Annotated in this window: 21 protein-coding genes; 15 read left to right on the forward strand and 6 right to left on the reverse strand. The window is 61.3% G+C overall.

Annotation, left to right across the window (positions count from 1 at the left end; all coding sequences use genetic code 11):
* Positions 1–125: 125 nt before the first annotated feature.
* The 3 genes from fliF to visR all read left to right on the forward strand — a co-directional run bounded on the left by fliF (position 126) and on the right by visR (position 3,678).
* Positions 126–1,799, forward strand: a complete 1,674-nt coding sequence (gene fliF / locus CYG48_RS01005; RefSeq protein WP_118848680.1) for a flagellar basal-body MS-ring/collar protein FliF — start codon at positions 126–128, stop codon at positions 1,797–1,799.
* Positions 1,800–2,223: 424 nt separating this feature from the next.
* A complete protein-coding gene (gene visN / locus CYG48_RS01010) occupies positions 2,224–2,916 on the forward strand; it encodes a transcriptional regulator VisN (protein ID WP_245450370.1) in 693 nt (230 codons plus the stop codon).
* A 15-nt stretch (positions 2,917–2,931) separates the two neighbouring features.
* The gene (visR, locus tag CYG48_RS01015) at positions 2,932–3,678 is read left to right on the forward strand and encodes a transcriptional regulator VisR (protein WP_118848682.1); all 747 of its coding nucleotides are present in this window, start codon (positions 2,932–2,934) and stop codon (positions 3,676–3,678) included.
* Positions 3,679–3,706: 28 nt separating this feature from the next.
* On the opposite strand, the gene CYG48_RS01020 is transcribed toward visR, so the two are convergent.
* The 6 genes from CYG48_RS01020 to motA all read right to left on the reverse strand — a co-directional run bounded on the left by CYG48_RS01020 (position 3,707) and on the right by motA (position 8,996).
* Entirely contained in the window at positions 3,707–4,138 is a 432-nt protein-coding gene (locus tag CYG48_RS01020; RefSeq protein WP_118848683.1) for a hypothetical protein, read from the reverse strand.
* 5 nt (positions 4,139–4,143) lie between these two features.
* On the reverse strand, positions 4,144–5,223 hold the full coding sequence (gene flhB / locus CYG48_RS01025; protein WP_118848684.1) for a flagellar biosynthesis protein FlhB: 1,080 nt from the start codon (positions 5,221–5,223) through the stop codon (positions 4,144–4,146).
* 227 nt (positions 5,224–5,450) lie between these two features.
* Positions 5,451–6,488: a flagellar motor switch protein FliG gene (fliG, locus tag CYG48_RS01030; RefSeq protein ID WP_118848685.1), complete on the reverse strand. Its 1,038-nt coding sequence runs from the start codon at positions 6,486–6,488 to the stop codon at positions 5,451–5,453.
* 31 nt (positions 6,489–6,519) lie between these two features.
* Positions 6,520–7,101 carry a flagellar motor switch protein FliN gene (fliN, locus tag CYG48_RS01035; protein WP_118848686.1) on the reverse strand — a complete coding sequence of 194 codons (582 nt, stop codon included), beginning with the start codon at positions 7,099–7,101 and terminating at the stop codon, positions 6,520–6,522.
* A gap of 72 nt (positions 7,102–7,173) precedes the next feature.
* Positions 7,174–8,130, reverse strand: a complete 957-nt coding sequence (locus CYG48_RS01040; protein WP_118848687.1) for a FliM/FliN family flagellar motor switch protein — start codon at positions 8,128–8,130, stop codon at positions 7,174–7,176.
* Positions 8,127–8,996 carry a flagellar motor stator protein MotA gene (gene motA, locus CYG48_RS01045; protein ID WP_118848688.1) on the reverse strand — a complete coding sequence of 290 codons (870 nt, stop codon included), beginning with the start codon at positions 8,994–8,996 and terminating at the stop codon, positions 8,127–8,129. The genes CYG48_RS01040 and motA overlap by 4 nt, the downstream gene beginning before the upstream one ends.
* A 205-nt stretch (positions 8,997–9,201) precedes the next feature.
* Between motA and CYG48_RS01050 the strand changes: the two genes are divergently transcribed.
* The 12 genes from CYG48_RS01050 to flgH are packed head-to-tail and all read left to right on the forward strand — an operon-like array spanning position 9,202 to position 17,616.
* Positions 9,202–9,978, forward strand: a complete 777-nt coding sequence (locus CYG48_RS01050) for a DUF1217 domain-containing protein (protein WP_118848689.1) — start codon at positions 9,202–9,204, stop codon at positions 9,976–9,978.
* 1 nt (position 9,979) lies between these two features.
* Positions 9,980–10,714: a flagellar basal-body rod protein FlgF gene (gene flgF / locus CYG48_RS01055; protein ID WP_118848690.1), complete on the forward strand. Its 735-nt coding sequence runs from the start codon at positions 9,980–9,982 to the stop codon at positions 10,712–10,714.
* 21 nt (positions 10,715–10,735) lie between these two features.
* Positions 10,736–12,133 carry a flagellar protein export ATPase FliI gene (gene fliI, locus CYG48_RS01060; RefSeq protein WP_118848691.1) on the forward strand — a complete coding sequence of 466 codons (1,398 nt, stop codon included), beginning with the start codon at positions 10,736–10,738 and terminating at the stop codon, positions 12,131–12,133.
* Between the two features lie 4 nt (positions 12,134–12,137).
* Complete coding sequence (locus CYG48_RS01065) at positions 12,138–12,707, forward strand: flagellar protein (RefSeq protein WP_118848692.1); 570 nt, start codon at positions 12,138–12,140, stop codon at positions 12,705–12,707.
* 52 nt (positions 12,708–12,759) lie between these two features.
* Positions 12,760–13,149, forward strand: a complete 390-nt coding sequence (flgB, locus tag CYG48_RS01070; protein WP_118848693.1) for a flagellar basal body rod protein FlgB — start codon at positions 12,760–12,762, stop codon at positions 13,147–13,149.
* A gap of 7 nt (positions 13,150–13,156) precedes the next feature.
* Entirely contained in the window at positions 13,157–13,576 is a 420-nt protein-coding gene (flgC, locus tag CYG48_RS01075; RefSeq protein ID WP_118848694.1) for a flagellar basal body rod protein FlgC, read from the forward strand.
* A complete protein-coding gene (locus CYG48_RS01080; RefSeq protein WP_118848695.1) occupies positions 13,573–13,908 on the forward strand; it encodes a flagellar hook-basal body complex protein FliE in 336 nt (111 codons plus the stop codon). Before flgC ends, CYG48_RS01080 begins: the two co-directional genes overlap by 4 nt.
* A gap of 17 nt (positions 13,909–13,925) precedes the next feature.
* Positions 13,926–14,714: a flagellar basal-body rod protein FlgG gene (gene flgG / locus CYG48_RS01085; RefSeq protein ID WP_118848696.1), complete on the forward strand. Its 789-nt coding sequence runs from the start codon at positions 13,926–13,928 to the stop codon at positions 14,712–14,714.
* A 19-nt stretch (positions 14,715–14,733) separates the two neighbouring features.
* Positions 14,734–15,219: a flagellar basal body P-ring formation chaperone FlgA gene (flgA, locus tag CYG48_RS01090; protein WP_118848697.1), complete on the forward strand. Its 486-nt coding sequence runs from the start codon at positions 14,734–14,736 to the stop codon at positions 15,217–15,219.
* Positions 15,216–16,343 carry a flagellar basal body P-ring protein FlgI gene (locus CYG48_RS01095; protein ID WP_199925178.1) on the forward strand — a complete coding sequence of 376 codons (1,128 nt, stop codon included), beginning with the start codon at positions 15,216–15,218 and terminating at the stop codon, positions 16,341–16,343. Before flgA ends, CYG48_RS01095 begins: the two co-directional genes overlap by 4 nt.
* Entirely contained in the window at positions 16,340–16,900 is a 561-nt protein-coding gene (locus tag CYG48_RS01100) for a MotE family protein (protein ID WP_118848698.1), read from the forward strand. Before CYG48_RS01095 ends, CYG48_RS01100 begins: the two co-directional genes overlap by 4 nt.
* Entirely contained in the window at positions 16,897–17,616 is a 720-nt protein-coding gene (flgH, locus tag CYG48_RS01105) for a flagellar basal body L-ring protein FlgH (RefSeq protein WP_118848699.1), read from the forward strand. The genes CYG48_RS01100 and flgH overlap by 4 nt, the downstream gene beginning before the upstream one ends.
* Positions 17,617–17,627: the final 11 nt, after the last annotated feature.

Below are 17,627 nucleotides of genomic sequence, written 5' to 3' on the forward strand. Positions count from 1 at the left end.
GCCTGACGTCAACATCCACATTCGTCACCCCCGCATTTCTATCGAAACGCTCGCACAAGCTTCGTTTCCTAGAGGTGCCGGTGGGCGTAGGGCTCTGATACCTCGATTGACGATGTGGGAACAGAATGAATCTGTTGGCTCAATTTTCACAAGTAACTAAAAATCTGGCCGGTCTAGGCCAGACGAAACTTATTGCATTGGGCGCCGTCGGCGTCGTTTCGATAGCAATCGTTTTGGCAGCGGCGATTTTCGTCAACAAGCCGGCATACGAGACGCTTTACGTCAATCTCGAGTCATCCGATCTCAACCAGGTCAGCGTTGCGCTGGCGGAAGCCAACATGGCCTTCGAAGTTGGCTCGGACGGCTCTAGCATCCAGGTCCCGGTCGGCACCACCGGCAAGGCGCGACTGCTTCTTGCAGAACGCGGCCTGCCGAACAGCGCCAATGCCGGTTACGAACTCTTCGACAACGTCGGATCGCTCGGCCTCACCTCCTTCATGCAGGAAGTCACCCGCGTCCGCGCCCTTGAGGGTGAAATCGGCCGATCGATCTCGCAGATCCAGGGCGTCTCCGCTGCCCGCGTCCACATCGTCATGCCCGACGTCGGCAACTTCCGCCGCGGCGAGCAGAAGCCCACCGCCTCCGTCATGATCCGCGCCAACGCGCAGGCCGGACGCAAGGCCGCTTCGTCCATTCGACACCTCGTCGCCTCGGCCGTTCCAGGCCTTGAGGTCGATGACGTTACCATTCTCGATTCCACCGGCCAGCTTCTCGCAGCAGGCGATGAATACGGCGGCAGCCAGGCGAGCCGCTCGCTCTCCATCGTCCAGTCGGTCCAGCAGGAAATCGAAAGCAATATCGACAAGGCGCTCGCACCGTTCCTCGGCATGGATAACTTCCGGTCGAGCGTCACGGCTGCCTTGAACACCGACAGCCAGCAGATCCAGGAAACGGTCTTCGATCCGAACTCCCGTGTCGAGCGTTCGGTGCGCACGTTGAAGGAAGCGCAGAAGTCGCAGCAGACCAACAACGACAACGCCACCACTGTCGAGCAGAACGTGCCGCAGGCTGCTCCGACGCCGGGTGGCGCCACGGGTCCGCAGCAGTCTGATCAGTCCGACAAGAAGGAAGAGCAGACCAACTACGAGATCAACCAGAAGACCGTCGCGACGACCCGCAACAGCTACCAGATCGAAAAGGTCTCCGTCGCCGTTGTCGTCAACAAGGGACGTCTTGCCCAGATGGTCGGCGAACCGGCTGACCAGGCGAAGATCGATGCCTATCTTGCAGAGATGCAGAAGATCGTCACCTCGGCTGCAGGCATCAATTCCGAGCGCGGCGACGTCGTTACCCTGACCGCCATGGACTTCGTCGAAAGCCAGCTCCTGGAAGACGCGTCAAGCGGCCCTGGCCTGATGGAAGTCCTCAACCGGAATATCGGCGGCATCATCAACTCGCTTGCCTTCGTTGTGGTCGCCTTCCTGGTCGTCTGGCTCGGTGTACGTCCCCTGGTCCGCAGCGTCAGCGGCACCGCAGCCAACAGCGATGCGCTGGCCGATGGCGGCGGACTGGAACTGCCGGACTTCTCGCCTGCAACCGGTGCGCCTGCTCTCATGGATGGCTTCGGTTCCGACTTTGGCTTCGACAGCGCGGGCGACATGCTTGGAGGCGCCGACGACGATGGCTTCAACCGCCGCGTCAAGGAAGGTCCGGAGAAGCGCCTGGCGCGCATGGTGGAGATCTCCGAAGAGCGCGCGGCCAAGATCCTCCGCAAATGGGCACTCGAAAAAGCGGCCTGACAAGACTTCACAGAAATATGATCAGACAGGGCCGGCAGCTGCCGGCCCTACTTTTTTGTTGCGCTGCCACATACTTGGCTTATTTCAGTGATTCGCGATTCGGCTGCTGATTGGCAACACTGGGCATTTAGTCCGTAAGCCCAATGGTATTTGCGGTAGCCTTTTCTAAAATGACTATGATTCGCATGGTAAATCCGAGGGTCCGCGAGAGTAGGGTCTGTCGAACGATCATCAGCGGTAACACGAAACGGTTGTATCAATTGTAGCCGCTTTATGTTCGCAATTGGATCGTTCGGCATTTGGGATAGTTGTGCGTCGATCGAAACGGCTGTGAGCGTGCACTCAGATACCGCACGAGACAGCAAGGAGCGGAAGACGGATGGAGTTGTCGGGGGTAGACAAAGCGGCAGTCGGGCGGATTCGGATGGAAGCGCCCGGTTCCCGGGTTCTCTCGAGAGAGCATTTGGTTCGGCGTTTGGCGGCAGTCGCAGGTTCAAACAACGTGCAGGCGGTCATGCGCCTACTGGCTGACTATGTAGGCGCCTCTCATTTTCTCCTGGCGCGCTACGACCTGATCCAGGAACAGGGCCTCGACTTCATCGTCACCTCCAACTGGCCCTTCGATCTTGTCCGCCGCCTGGGCTCCGAGCTCGCCAGCGGTTACGCCCGCTCCACCGAACTTGAAAAGTGTCTATCGCTGCTGACCCCAAGCTTCTCGCTGCTGCCGGACGACGTGACGCTTCCTGACGACATCAGCCGCCAATACTGTTCGCTGACCTTCTGCGTGGGCCGCGCGCGCTTCTCGCTGATGCTGCTGTTCCTCGAGGGCATCATCCTCTCCCAGGAGCGCCTGAAGGAAGTGGGGCTGCTTGCCGCCTATGGCACAAGCTTCGGCGACGAGACCGACAACCGCACCGAACGCGACTTCGAACTGACCGAGCGTGAACTGGAATGTCTCTTCTGGATCGCCGAAGGCAAGACCAGCGACGAGATCGCGGTCATCCTCGGCATCTCGCGCAACACCATCAACAACTACATCACGAGCGTGATGCGCAAGACTGCAACCAAGACACGCTCGGAAGCGATTGCCTACGCAGTCCGGAACAATCTGGTATAGGGGCTTAGACTTTTAATGAGTTATTCGCGGAGCGGTACGGCAGAGGGACCTGGGAGTATCCAGTATCTGCGTCTCCAGCGCGCTTCGAGCCGGTCAGACATTTTTCCCAAGCTGATCGCGATGCAGAAGAGCCTCAAGGCGCGCAACTTTGCCGTCTTTCGGATCGCCGGGGCAGGGCTGCCCAACAAGCGCAAGCTGGTCTGCGAACTGGACAACTGGGCGACAGGAACGCTGGAATCCGGGCAGCAGCTGATCAACGCCTTTGGCGAAGTCATGCTCGACCACATTGAGCTCTCGCTTCTTCCCCTGATCTGGAACGGCTCCGAGAACACCGCCTTTGCGGAAGCCGGCGAGTTTTCGCCGCTCACGCGCCGCCTCGGCGCCGATGCCGTGCCGTTCTCCGGCGTTGCCTTCCCGGTGCGCCTCGGCGCGCTCGGCAACGGCTATGTGACGTTCCTGGCAACCACGCTGGATCTGACCAGCGATGTCATCATCGACCAGCATGTGCGCAGCTGCCAGGTGATGATGGACCTGCTGGCGCTAGACGAGCGACGCAGCGTGCCGGCCGAGACGCTCAGCGAGCGCGAGATCGCCTGCCTGCAGCTTGCGGGGGACGGCCGCATCAGCGAAGAAATCGCCGAAAAGCTCGGGCTGTCGGTCCACACCGTCAATGCCTATCTCGGATCGGCAACGATCAAACTGGACTCGGTGAACCGCATCCAGGCGATCGCCAAGGCGATCCGGCTCGGTTACATCCACTGATGATTGAGGGGTGGGGCGACGACAGTTGTTACTGCGTTGCGCTCATCTTGACGAACTTGGCGTCCTGCAGCGTCTGCGCCAGGAAAGCCGTGTTCTCATCCGGATCGTCGGAGGGCTCATGGAAGGCGATGTGGTCGATCTCGACGCCAGCAATCTGGTCGGCAAGCGTCAGGCGAGCGTAAACAGAAACGCCACGTGGCTTGATCTCCAGATCGAGCACGACCTCCGGCTTGCCGCCCCATTCCAGCTTGTATTCGCCGCCGGCGCCGAAGCTTACCGTGCCGGGATGGAAATACAGTTCGGCTGCCGACGAAACGAGATCGGCAAGGCTGCTGTAGCATTCCAGACGTAAGAGCGAGATAAGATCGCCTGCGTCGAGCAGGCGCAATTCTGTTGCCACCGGGCTGAGGGCCTTGGCGACGATTTCTTCACGTTCCGCGGAAAAGGCGCTTTTCATCATGACGCTCAGCGTGTCCGTTTCTGGCGCGATCGGGCTGCGTAGACCCGATGCACGAGTTCTGCCACCGCCTTGTAGAAGGCAGGTGGGATGACACTATCCACCGAGACTTGCGCAAACATGGAGCGGGCGAGTGGCGGATCTTCAAAAACGGGTATTCCGTTGCTTTCTGCAATCTCGCGGATCTTGAGCGCGATGAGGTCCTGGCCCTTGGCAACAACCACCGGAGCGTCGTTTTCCTCGCGCACATAACGCAGCGCCACCGCATAGTGCGTCGGGTTTGCGATGACGAGCGTGGCGCGCGGCACGTTGTTGATCATGCGGCGGCGGGCGCGATCCCGGGCAACCGACTTCTGGCGCGACTTGACGACCGGGTCACCCTGGGACTGCTTGTATTCGTCCTTGACCTCCTGCTTGGTCATCTTCAGCTGCTGGTACCAGTGGTACCGCGTCCACATGACGTCGGCCACGGCCAGCAGGCCGGCGGCCAGAATCACTACGACCACCATCTTGCGAACGATGCCGTCGAGCTTGACGAAGATGACCTGCGGATCGGACAGCATGGCCTCGATCGCCGCGAAATATTCGCTGCGAAGGGCGAAATACATGATCAGCGAGACGACGAGGATCTTGAAGATCGACTTGCAGAACTCGATGAAGCCGGGAAGGCTGTAGATGCGCTTGAAGCCCTTCATGGGCGACAGGCGCGATGCCTGCGGCCGCACGCGTTCGAGCACCATGGACGGCATGTTCTGCGCGAAGGCGGACCCGAGACCGAAGATGATGAATATCGCCATCGGCGGCAGCAGGAAGGCGGAAATCGCCCAGCCGAGGTGGACGCTCAAGGAAACCACGTCGGTTGCGTTTTCAAGCCGCCACTGGTCCGGCTGCTCGAACAGATCCTTCAGCGTCTCGGCCATTTTCGCCATGCCGGACGGCATGAAGAAGACGAGGAAGACATAGAAGGCGAGGATCGAGGCAAAAAGCGTCGCCTCTCGCGATACCGGAACGTTACCCTTCTCCGCCGCGTCGGCCAGCTTTTTGGCGGTAGGGTTTTCTGTTTTACTGTCTTTATCGTCGTCAGCCACGTGCGGGCACCAATCGACCTTCGTGTTGGAGGACGTGGCACAACGAATCGGCCGCCGTTACACCCCCATGATAGCGAAACCGCCCGTAGCCGCGAATCGAGTCAACAAAAAGACTGTGGGTTTCGCGCCTTCGGGGGCCAGAAGCTGCAAATCCAAGCGTCGGCCGAAACGAAAACGGAGCGGGACAAAGCCCGCTCCGTTCTCTTCCTCGTGCATTAACTTTTTGATCAGGCCGCTTCGGCCGGCTTCTCTTCCTTGAGGATGATCTGGCCGGAGGTTGCAAGCCGGATGGCTTCCTGGGCAACCGCGCGGCGAGCCATGGCCACTTCGCGCGGGTTGAGGCTTGCCGGCTGGACGGCAAGGTCGCTTTCGATCATGCGGCGCTGGCGAGGGCTGATCGCCGAGAGCACACATTCCTTGATCTCTTCGCTCGCGCCACGCAGCGACATGGTAAGCACGTCGGCCGCCACGTCGTTGAGCAGCAGAACGCGGCTGCGCTGCGGCATGTAGAGGAGATCTTCGAACAGGAAGATCTTCGGGCGAACCTTGTTGACGGCTTCCTTGCTGATCGTCTCGAGCGAGGTGAGCAAGGTATCGACCTGGCTCTTTTCCAGCTCGTTCATCAGTTCGGCAACCTTCGCGGAGCCGTTCGATGCGCGTTCCGCGTCGACCGCTGCCACCAGTTCCATCACGCGCTTCTCGATGATCTCGGCGGCCTTCGGGCTCACTTCCTTCATGTTGACGGCGCGGTTCATGATGTCGGCGCGGCGGTTGTCGGGAAGCTGAAGGAGAACCTTGGCGCCAAAGCTCGACGGCATCTGCGAGAGGATATAGGCGACCGTCTGGGGATGTTCGCGCGACAGGAACTGGCCAACGAAGACCGGGTCGGCTTCGCCGAGGCGATCCCAGATGCTGGCTTCGTAGCTCTCGAACCCGGTACGGCGACCAAGCAGCCCGTCGACCTCTTCCGGCGTCAGGCCGGCTTCGAGAATGTCCTCGATGGCCGCGGCATTGTCCATGAGACCCGTTCCTTCGGTGAACAGGTCCTCGAATTCATTCACGAGCTCGAGCAGCTCGTCCGGCGGGATTGATCTGAGCCCCTGAGCGCAGGCGATGATGTTTTGCAGTTCGCTCTGGGTAAAATACTTGAGAAGCTTGCCAGCGACCCCCTTGCCCATGGCAAGGAGCACAGCCGCCGCTTTTTCGGCCTGCGACAGCGGCTTCGTTGAAAGCGCGCCGCCACCGAAATCCTCAAAGTCCATCATGGTCTTCCTTCTCCTGTCCCATACACCGGGATCAGGTTCTTCTCGTGCTCAGCACTTCCGTCAGTCTCACGCCAAAACGCGTGTCGTCATTTTCCAATACGGTGATCTCGCCCTTGCCGATGCGGCGGCCGTTCACCATGATCTCGACAGGTTCACCGATCTTCTTGTCGAGGGAAATCGTTGCGCCTTCTTCCAGGCTCATCAGGCCGGAAACCTGCATGCGGCTGGTGCCCAGGACGATCTCGACATCGATCGGGATATCCATGATCAGGTCGAGATTGGCGTTCAGCGCGCTGCCCGGGGGCTGGTAGGAAGGTGCGGCGGCCGGCGCGCTGTTGAAGCTGCTGCCTGCGCCAAAATCGCTGCCGCCGAGGCTTGGCGAAGCGTCGAAGTTTTCGGCCGGAGCCTCGAAGCCGCCACCGAAGGAGCCCGCGTCGGCGGAGAAGTCGCCGGCCGGAGCTGCGTTGAAATCGGCATCGAAGGCCGGGGCATCGCCGGTGGCGTCAGCTTTCAACACGCCGCGCAGATCGTCGATTGCCTGATCCAGCTCGTTCTCATTGCCGAGCGGCATCAGCGAGTCGTCTTCGGTGAGAGGTGTCTTCTTCGTAGCCATGCGGTCATTATTCCTGTTGAAACTTGCGTCAGCCTGCCCTCGACGCCGATCCGAGAGCAGCCGGAAGCTGCCTTAGCCGATCAGGTGCTGCAGGATTTCGTCATCCGTGCTGATGTTGTCCTTGACGCGAACCATGTACTGCTCGCCGGCGCGGCCGAACTCGCAGGAATACATGTCACGGCCGTTGGCGCTGACCTGCACCTTGACGTCGCCCCGGTCCTGGAAGGCGATGACGTCGCCCGCGGCGAGCCGCGAAATGGTTCCAAGCGTCAGGTTCTGGAGCCGGATGCGGGCTTCCAGCGTGACTTGCGAGCGCTTTACCTGGTCCTGCACGCGATCCGTCCATTCCTGTTGGGTCTTTGCCGGCTGGTTCTTCGCCTTTGGCGCTTCAACCTTCGTCTTGAGGAAGGCGCGCTGCGGGATCACCAGGGCGAAATTGGATTTGATCGAGCCGAAGCCGAGCGTCATGCGGATCGCAACGCCGAATTCCGGCCGTGCCAGATCATCGGCCTTAGGACGATCTTCGGCATTGTAGGGACGCTCCAGGCTTGCCTCGAAACCGCCCGGCGCATTGACGCCGGAGCGAAGCACGCTGGCGATCCGGTCGAACACCATGACAGCAAGGTCGAGCTCGATGTCGGACAGCGGGCGATCTTCCGGCTGGGAGATGTTGCCAGGTGCGGCGCCGAGCATCAGTTCCATCAGGGCAATGATGAAGCTGCTACCGCAGGCAAGCACGAAGTTGGGCGACCAGTTGCGCAGGGCGCCGTCCGTCAGCACGAAGTTGTCGCCGAGATCGGCCACCAGGTCTTCCATCAGGCCGGAGGTGCAGCCGGCATAGGAGCATTCGATGCGGATGCCGGTCTCGCTGTGGAAGACGTCCGGCAGGAATTCGGAATAGAGCTGGGCGAAGTCGCCGCTGATCCGCTCGACCGTACGCTTGTCACCCAGGCCACCCGTGAGCTTTGCGAGAAGCGCGAGGTCCATTCCGGGTGCGCCGGTTTGAATTGCCTGATTCATCATGATCATGCTGCCTTTTCACCACCAGGATTCATCATTTCCTGCTCGACCGAGTCGATCGAGGGTCGTTCCTTGTTGGAAATCGTCTTGCGTCCGTATTCGAGCGCGACCTGCGGGACAGAGCCGTTCATGTAGGCGAGCAGGGTCTGCTTGACGATGATGAACAGGCGGTGCTGCTTGGTGCGAACGATCTTGATCTGCGAGGTCAGCGGGTTGCAGACCGAATAGGACAGGATGATGCCGAGCATGGTGCCGACGAGCGCGGCGCCGATGAGAGCGCCGAGAACCTCAGGCGACTCATTGATCTTGCCCATGGCCTTGATGACGCCGAGAACGGCCGCGACGATACCGATGGCCGGGAAGCTGTCGCCCATCGCAGTGATCGCGTGGTACGGCTTCATCTTGTCGGCAAACATCGTGTCGAGCTCTTCGTCCATCAGCGCCTCGATCTCGTGGGAGCGGGCGTTGCCGATGATGATGAGGCGCACATAGTCGCAGATGAACGCGGTGAGTTCCTTGTTCTTCAGAACGGTCGGTGCCGTCTGGAAGATCGAGGATTCATCCGGGTTGTCGATATGCGCTTCGATCTCGTTGCGGGACTTGGTGCGAAGGTCGCGCATCAGCGAATACAGGACGCCGAGAACGTCCAGGTAATGGCGTTCCTTCGGCACCGCATACTTGAAGGCTTCGCCCAGTGCCTTGCCGGAATCCTTCACCACCTTCATCGGGTTGGCCATGATGAAGCCGCCGAGACCCGCACCGCCGATGATCACCAGCTCGTAGGGCTGGAACAGGACGTCCAGATGACCGCCCATCGCCATGAAGCCGCCGAGAATACAGCCAACGGTGATGACAAATCCAATAACAATATTCATCGCGTACCTGTGCCCGATCGTGTTCGTTGTTTCGGGGAATACGGGCTCTGGCTTGCGTGAGGCTGATTGTCGGACCTCGTTGGCGGCATCGGCAAAGGGCCAGCCTCGCACAAGTCTTCACAGATAGCTTCCGCGACGATTGGGGACCGGACTGCCGGTTGCCGGGCGCTGTCCGCCGCTTCCGCGGACCTTGGGTGAGCTAGAAGTGATCACGACCTATACAAGTTACACGATGATCAGCCGCGACCTTCCGAAGTCGCTGGCGCGGGTCGCCGAGAAACCGGATGTAGCGCGCGAGACCGAGTACTATCTGTCGAAGATCGGCTCGATCAAGACCATCGACGACTTCATGGCCGACACGCGCCTTTATAACTATGCGCTGAAGGCACACGGTCTTGAAGACATGGCTTATGCCAAGGCCTTCATCCGCAAGGTGCTGACGGAAGGCGTCGATGACGATGCCGACTTCGCCAACAAGCTTTCCGATCCGCGTTACAAGTCGCTGGTCGAGTCGCTGAACTTTGCTGCTTTCGGCGCGGCCGCGACGAGCTTCGACAAGGCCCAGAAGGCGGTCGTCGAGAAGTTCCAGCGCCAGACGCTCGAAGAAGAAGCCGGCGCCGAAAACATGGGCGTGCGCCTGGCGCTTTATTTCGAGCGCACCGCTCCCACCATCAAGTCCGGCATGGAAATCCTCGCCGACGATGCGCTTGCCGAAGTCGTGCGTACCGCACTTGGCATGCCGAGCGAGATCGCCGGCGCCGACATCGACCGCCAGGCAAAATACATCGAGGAAGTCGTCAACATCCCCGATTTCCAGGATCCGAAGAAGGTCGCCAAGTTCCTCGAGCGCTTTGCAGCGATGTGGGAAATGAACAATCCATCGGACAACTACGATCCGCTGGCCGCCTTCAACGCTCCGTCGAACGGCATTTCGACGGACCTTCTCATTTCCATCAACAAACTGAAACTCGGAGGCAAATGATATGCAATCCGGACTTTATGTCGGCGTGTCATCCCAGATTGCGCTCGAGCGTCGCCTGAACACCATCGCCGACAACATGGCGAACATGAACACCGTTGGCTTCCGTGCCACGGAAGTGAAGTTCGACGAGGTGCTGAGCAAGACGCGCAACGACCTCAACGCGAAGGTCGCCTTCGTCACCCAGGGCAACGACTATCTTTCGACCCGCACCGGCCAGCTGCAGCAGACGGGCAACCCGCTCGACTTCGCGATCAAGGGCGAGGCGTTCTTCGCGATCGACACGCCGGTTGGCCAGGTTCTCACTCGCGACGGCCGCTTCACGATCGACGAGAACGGCCAGCTGCGCTCTATTCGCGGTTATGCCGTGATGGATGCCGGCGGTGCGCCGATCCAGCTCAACCGCGACGCCGGCCCGCCGACCATCGGCGCTGACGGCATCATCCTGCAGAACGGCCAGCCGGTCGCGACGCTTGGCCTCTTCACGGCCGACATCACCAAGGGCTTCATCCGCTACGAGAACGAAGGGGTCATCCCCGTCGATAACCCGCAGCCGGTTGTGGAAGGCATCGAGAACTCGATCGCCCAGGGTTATGTCGAGCAGTCGAACGTCAATGGCATCAGCGAGATGACGCAGCTCATCCAGGTCAATCGCGCCTTCGAGAGCATCTCGGCTCTGATGCGCGACAGCGAGTCCGCGCTCAACGAGGCCATCCGGACCCTCGGCGGTTCCAACTAAGCGTAAGGACGTGAGCCCACCATGATGGAAGCGGCTATCCTCAATGCGGTCAACGGCGGAAAGCTGGCACAGCTCGCGACACTTGCGAAGCACTATGCCGATCCCGCCGTCTCGGTGGCCTATGGCGGCCATGTCCGGGCGATCGCAGCCGGTCATTATACCGTGGCCGGTCTTTCGAAGCATGTACGGCTTGGCGAATTCGTGGCGCATCGCAGCGCCTCGGGCATTCACCTAGGGGAAGTCGTGCGCGTCGAGCAGGACGTGGTCTATGTCTGCCCAATCGAACCGGGCGAACCGATCGGCATCGGCGACACCGTGATCCGCAAGGGTGCGTTCCGGGTCGCCCCGGATGAAAGCTGGTGTGGCCGCGTCATCAATTCGCTCGGCGAGCCGATCGACGGCAAGGGAGCGATTGGTCGTGGGCTTCATCCGCGCCCGATTGCGGCGACTGCGCCGCCGTCCATGACCCGCAGCCGCGTCGAGACCGGGTTCAAGACCGGCGTGCGTGCCATCGATATCTTCTCGCCGCTCTGCCTCGGTCAGCGTCTTGGCATTTTCGCAGGTTCGGGCGTCGGCAAGTCGACGCTCCTGTCAATGCTGGCGCGCGCCGAAGCCTTCGACAAGGTGGTGATCGCGCTTGTCGGCGAACGTGGCCGCGAAGTACGCGAATTCATTGAGGATACGCTTGGCGAAGACATGGCGAAGTCGATCGCCGTGGTCGCCACCAGCGATGAAAGCCCGATGCTGCGCAAGATGGCGCCGCTGGTGGCGATCTCGATCGCAGAACACTTCCGCGACCAGGGCCAGAACGTCCTGTTCATCGCCGACAGCGTGACCCGTTTTGCCCACGCCATCCGCGAAGTGGCCGTCGCATCGGGCGAACCGCCGATCGCGCGCGGTTATCCGGCCTCGGTCTTCACGGAACTGCCGCGGCTCCTGGAGCGGGCAGGGCCGGGCGTCGAGGGTGCCGGGACGATCACCGCGATCATCTCGATCCTCGTCGACGGTGACAACCACAACGACCCGATCGCCGACTCCGTTCGCGGCATCCTGGACGGGCACCTGGTGCTCGATCGTTCGCTGGCGGAAGAAGGGCGTTATCCGCCGATCAACCCGCTCGCCTCGATTTCGCGTCTCGCCCGCAAGGCCTGGACCGACGACCAGGAAAAGCTGGTGTCGCGGCTGAAGGCGCTCGTCCACCGCTACGAGGAAACGCGCGACCTGCGCCTCATCGGCGGTTACCGCCCGGGCAGCGATCCGGATCTCGACATGGCGATCAAGCAGGTCCCGATCATCTACGAGGTCCTGAAGCAGACGCCGGGCGAGCGCCCTTCAGCAGATGCCTATGGAGATCTAGCCAATGCCCTCCGCGCTGCGGCGGGGCAGGGTGGCATGCAGCCGGGTGCAGCGAGAAGATAGGAACATGAGCGTGGAACAGTCCGAAGACAAGATTGCAGCTCAAAAGCCCGAAGCAAGCTCCTCGCGCCTCAGCGACACGCTGCTTGCCGCAACCGGCGTGGCGCTGGCCGCAGCTGCGGCATTTTTTCCCTGGTACGTCTTCCTCAACGAAGACAAGTTCGGTATCCGCCCGGAAGCCATGGACCGCACCCGCGACCTGCCGCCCGGCAATGGCCGCCCGGTGGTCAGCGTTTCGCCGCTTGCCATGACCGACAGCACCAAGGACGATCGTCTGACCGCGCCCGATCCGATGGACGAGCTCACCACGGCAACGACCTCGGCGCTCGGCAAGGCACGCGACAACGGTGCCTTCCGCGAGGAACAGCCGTTCCCCGGCAAGAGCGAATTCCGCCTCCTGCACGTCGCGAACGGCCGTGCGCTCATCGAAGACGGCTCCGGCATGTATATGGTTCAGGTCGGCTCGATCCTGCCTGACAACAGCAAGCTCGCAACGCTCGAGCAACGCGATGGCCGCTGGGTGATCATTACTTCGACGGGCCAGCTTTACACCGACAACGGCGCTGCAAGCCCGTAAGTCCGACGCAAGGTTACGAGGCTACTCTCCAGTCAAATGATGGAGAAAGCATATGTCCTCGATTGAACTCTTTGCTCTGGCCGGTCGTCAAGCTCAGTGGCTATCGGTTCGTCAGGAGGTCGTGGCGGGCAACATCGCCAATGCCAACACCCCGAAATTCAAGGCCAAGGATGTAACGCCTTTCGACGCGGTTCTGGACAAGACCCAGAACATGGCGATGGCGCGCACGCATCCGGGCCATATCGCCACAAACTCGATGAGCGACGAAATCGACATCAAGGAGTCGAAGCTCAACCAGGAAATCGGCGTACAGGAATCGGGCAACACCGTCTCGCTCACCGCGGAGATGACCAAGACGGGCGAAATCAAGCGTCAATACGAATTAGGTGCAGGTCTCGTGAAGTCGTTTCACAGCATGATGCTGCTGACAGTCAGAAGGTAAGAAGCAAATGGATCCGCTTTCAGCCGCTTCCAAGATTGCAGGCTCCGGCCTGGAAGCGCAGGCCACCCGCCTGCGTATCGTCTCGGAAAACATCGCCAACGCCCGCTCCACGGGCGACACGCCAGGCGCCGACCCCTACCGTCGCAAGACGATCACCTTCGGGTCCGAGCTCGACCGGGCAAGCGGTGTTGATCTCGTCGAGGTCAAGAAGCTCGGCGAAGACAAGTCGAAGTTCATCGAGGAATACGACCCGGCTCATCCGGCGGCCGATGAACGCGGCATGGTCAAGGTGCCGAACGTCAACATGCTCATCGAGATGGCCGACATGCGGGAAGCCAACCGCTCCTACGAAGCCAATCTCCAAACCATCAAGCAGACCCGCGAACTTGTGGCTGCAACGATTGACCTGCTGAAGGCCGCACAATGATTAACCAGATCCAAAGCATCGCTTCGCTCACCGGCTCCAACGGTGTCGATCAGATCGGCAAGACGGCAAGCTCCCTCATGGGCACGCCGGGTGCGACCCCCGGCCAGGCTCCTGGCATGGATTTCGCCACTGTTCTCGGCAACATGGCGACCGACACGATGACGAGCCTGAAGGGCGCCGAAGCCATGTCCTTCAAGGCCATCCAGGGCAAGGCCAACACGCGCGAAGTCGTGGACGCCGTTCTTGAGGCCCAGCAGTCGCTGCAGACGGCAACCGCGCTCCGCGACAAGATCGTCTCCGCTTATCTCGATATCACGAAGATGCAAATTTAGAGTTTGAGGACGAAGACATGAGAGCGCTTTCCGTCGCAGCCACGGGCATGGAAGCCCAGCAGACCAATCTCGAGGTCATCGCGAACAACATCGCCAACATCAACACGACCGGGTTCAAGCGCGCTCGCGCCGAGTTTTCCGATCTGCTCTACCAGACCGAACGTGCCGGCGGCGTGCCGAACCGTGCCAACCAGGCGATCGTGCCGGAAGGTGCCAACATCGGTCTCGGCGTGCAGACCTCGGCGGTCCGCAACATCCACACCCAGGGTGAGCTGACGCACACGGAAAACGACCTCGATGTCGCGATCGTGGGCCGTGGCTGGTACCAGATCCAGACCCCGGACGGGCAGACGCTCTACAGCCGCGCCGGCACCTTCAACAAGAATGCCGAAGGCCAGATGGTAACGATCGACGGTTACGCCGTTGTTCCGAACATCACCTTCCCGGCTGATGTCAGCGAAACCAAGATCACCCGCACCGGCCAGGTCATGGTCCGTATCGGCAACGATCCGGACTTCACGGAAATCGGCCAGCTGACGATCGCCAACTTCGTCAACGAAGCCGGTTTGAAGCCGCTCGGCGACAACCTGTTCCAGCAGACGGCCGCCTCTGGCGAGCCGATCGTGGCGGCTCCGGAAGATCCGGGCTTCGGTTACCTGAAGCAGGGATACCTGGAAGGCTCCAACGTGGATGCGGTGCGCGAGATCACGGACCTGATCTCTGCCCAGCGCGCCTACGAGATGAACTCCAAGGTCATCACCACCGCAGATGAGATGGCTTCGATCGTCAGCAAGAACCTGAAGTAAGACCAGGAGACAGGCAGACATGATGTTTCGCCGGATGAACATGATTGGTGCGGGCGCGGCACGACTGCTGATGGCAGCGCTGGTCGCCGCCGCGTCCTTCGCACCGGCCGCCGCGCAGGTGCGCACCGCGGTTGTTCCGACCCAGACCATCTATCCCGGCGAGGAAATCATGCCGGGCATGGTGCAGGAGGTCGAGGTGACCAATCCCCACCTCACCGGCGATTACACCACCAAGACGCGCCAGGTCGTCGGCATGGTGGCCAAGCGCACGCTCTTGCCGGGGCGCACCGTCCCGGTCTCTGCCCTGCGCGAAGCCTTCGCCGTCACCCGCGGCAAGGCGGTCCGGCTGATGTTCACCGTCGGCAGCATGACGATCTCGGCGCAGGGCGCGCCGCTGGAGAACGCGGCGGTGGGTGATCTCATCCGCGTCCGCAACATCGATTCCGGAGTGACGGTCAGCGGCACCGTCATGGCGGATGGCTCAGTACAAGTGGTGGCAAAATGAAGAAGAACTGCTTCATGGCAGCAATCGCGCTGGTGGGCGCCTTGCTTGCGACTGCCCCGGCCGTCGGCCAGACAAATTCCGTATCAGCACGCATCAAGGACATCGCCTCGCTGCAGGCTGGTCGTGAGAACCAGCTGATCGGCTACGGCCTGGTCGTGGGTCTGCAGGGCTCGGGCGACAGCCTGCGGTCCTCGCCGTTCACCGACCAATCCATGCGGGCGATGCTGCAAAACCTCGGCATCTCCACCCAGGGCAGCCAGTCGAACGCCAAGAACGTCGCGGCCGTCATGGTCACGGCAAACCTGCCGCCGTTCGCAAGCCCCGGTAGCCGCATCGACGTGACGGTGAGCTCGCTCGGCGACGCCACCTCGCTGCGCGGCGGCACGCTTGTGATGACGTCGCTCTCGGGCGCCGACGGCCAGATCTACGCCGTTGCCCAGGGCGCGCTCGTCGTGTCAGGCTTCTCGGCGCAGGGCCAGGCGGCAACGCTTACCGAAGGCGTCACCACCTCGGCGCGCGTTCCGAACGGCGCAATCATCGAGCGCGAGCTGCCGTCGAAGTTCAAGGACTCGGTCAACCTCGTCCTGCAACTGCGCAACCCCGACTTTTCGACGGCGGTTCGCGTATCGGACACCGTCAACAGTTTTGCGAAGCGCCGCTACGGCGGACCGATTGCCGAAGCGCGTGACAGCCAGGAAGTGGTGGTCCAGAAGCCACGCAGTGCGGATCTGGCGCGCCTGATGGCCGAACTCGAAAATCTCGTCGTCGAAGCCGATACCCCGGCCAAGGTCGTCATCAACGAGCGCACCGGTACGATCGTTATCGGTGCGGACGTGAAGATTTCCCGCGTCGCCGTCAGCTACGGCACGCTCACCGTCCAGGTTACCGAAACGCCGCAGATCATCCAGCCGGAGCCCTTCTCGCGCGGCGAAACTGCGGTTCAGCCGCAGACCGACATCATGGCGATGAAGGACGGCGGCCAGGTAGCCATCCTCAACGGACCGGACCTGCGCACCCTCGTTGCCGGCCTCAACGGCATCGGCGTCAAGCCCGATGGCATCATCGCCATCCTCCAGGGCATCAAGTCTGCCGGCGCCCTTCAAGCGGAGCTCGTCCTGCAATGACCGAGACCTTGTTCACTATTTCCATCACCAAGCGGATGGCGCGCCGCGTGCTTGCTGCCGCAGCTGTCCTGACCGTTGTCAGCCAGGTTGGCGCTCAGCAGCCGGCGACTGTCTCGGAAACCTCGACCGCGGACGAAATCCAGAAGTTCTGCACCAACATCGCCGACGCCGCGCGCGACCAGCGTTACCTGTTGCAGAAGCAGGAGCTCGACCAGCTGCAGGCCGATGTCGACCAGCGCATCAAGACGCTTGAAGAGCGCACCGCCGAATACCAGGACTGGCTGAAGCGCCGGAATGACTTCCTGGCACGCGCAGAGGCAGGGCTCGTCGATATCTACAAGACCATGAAGCCGGATGCCGCAGCACCCGCGCTTGCCGAAATGAAGCTCGATGTCGCAGCCGCGATCATCATGCAGCTTCCGGCACGCCAGTCGGCCCTGTTCCTGAGCGAGATGGACCCGCAGAAGGCGGGCATGATCTCCACCATCATCTCTAGCGCTTCCGATCCCACTACGTCGAAAGCACGTACTCCTGATTCCGCGAAAGTACCCTCATGACGAAGCGCATTTCCGCCGTTACGGCTGTTCTTTTTCTGGCAGGCTGCCAGAGCCAGACGATCAAGGAGATCGGTAACGCCCCGTCGATGAGCCCGATCGGCAGCGGCCTGCAATATGCGCAGACGACGCAGATGTCTTCCTATCCGAAGCAGCCGCGCCAGCTGGCGAGCGGCTATTCGCTGTGGAGCGACAGCCAGGCGGCGCTCTTCAAGGACAGCCGTGCATTGAACGTCGGCGATATTCTCACCGTCGACATCAAGATCAATGACAAGGCCTCGTTCGATAACGAAACCGAGCGCAACCGCAAGAATTCGACCAGCCTCACCTGGGGCCTGAACCTGTCGAACCTGTTTGGCTGGACGCCGGAAGCCGGAACCACGGGCGACCTCGGCCACGATTCGAGTAGCGAATCGGAAGGCAAGGGCAAGACCAAGCGTTCCGAAACCCTGAAGCTCCTCGTGGCGGCCGTCGTCACCGGCATTCTCGAGAACGGCAACCTGCTGATCAGCGGTTCGCAGGAAGTTCGCGTCAACCACGAGATCCGCATCCTGAACGTCGCCGGTATCGTGCGGCCGCAGGACGTCGACTCGCAGAACATGATCTCCTACGACAAGATCGCCGAAGCGCGTATCTCCTACGGCGGACGCGGTCGCCTGACCGAGGTCCAGCAGCCTCCGGTCGGCCAGCAGGTCGTGGATCTCTTCGCGCCCTTCTGATGAAGCGCGAA

The sequence above is a fragment of the Neorhizobium sp. SOG26 genome, from assembly GCF_003491345.1.
GTDB classification, from domain to species: domain Bacteria; phylum Pseudomonadota; class Alphaproteobacteria; order Rhizobiales; family Rhizobiaceae; genus Neorhizobium; species Neorhizobium turbinariae.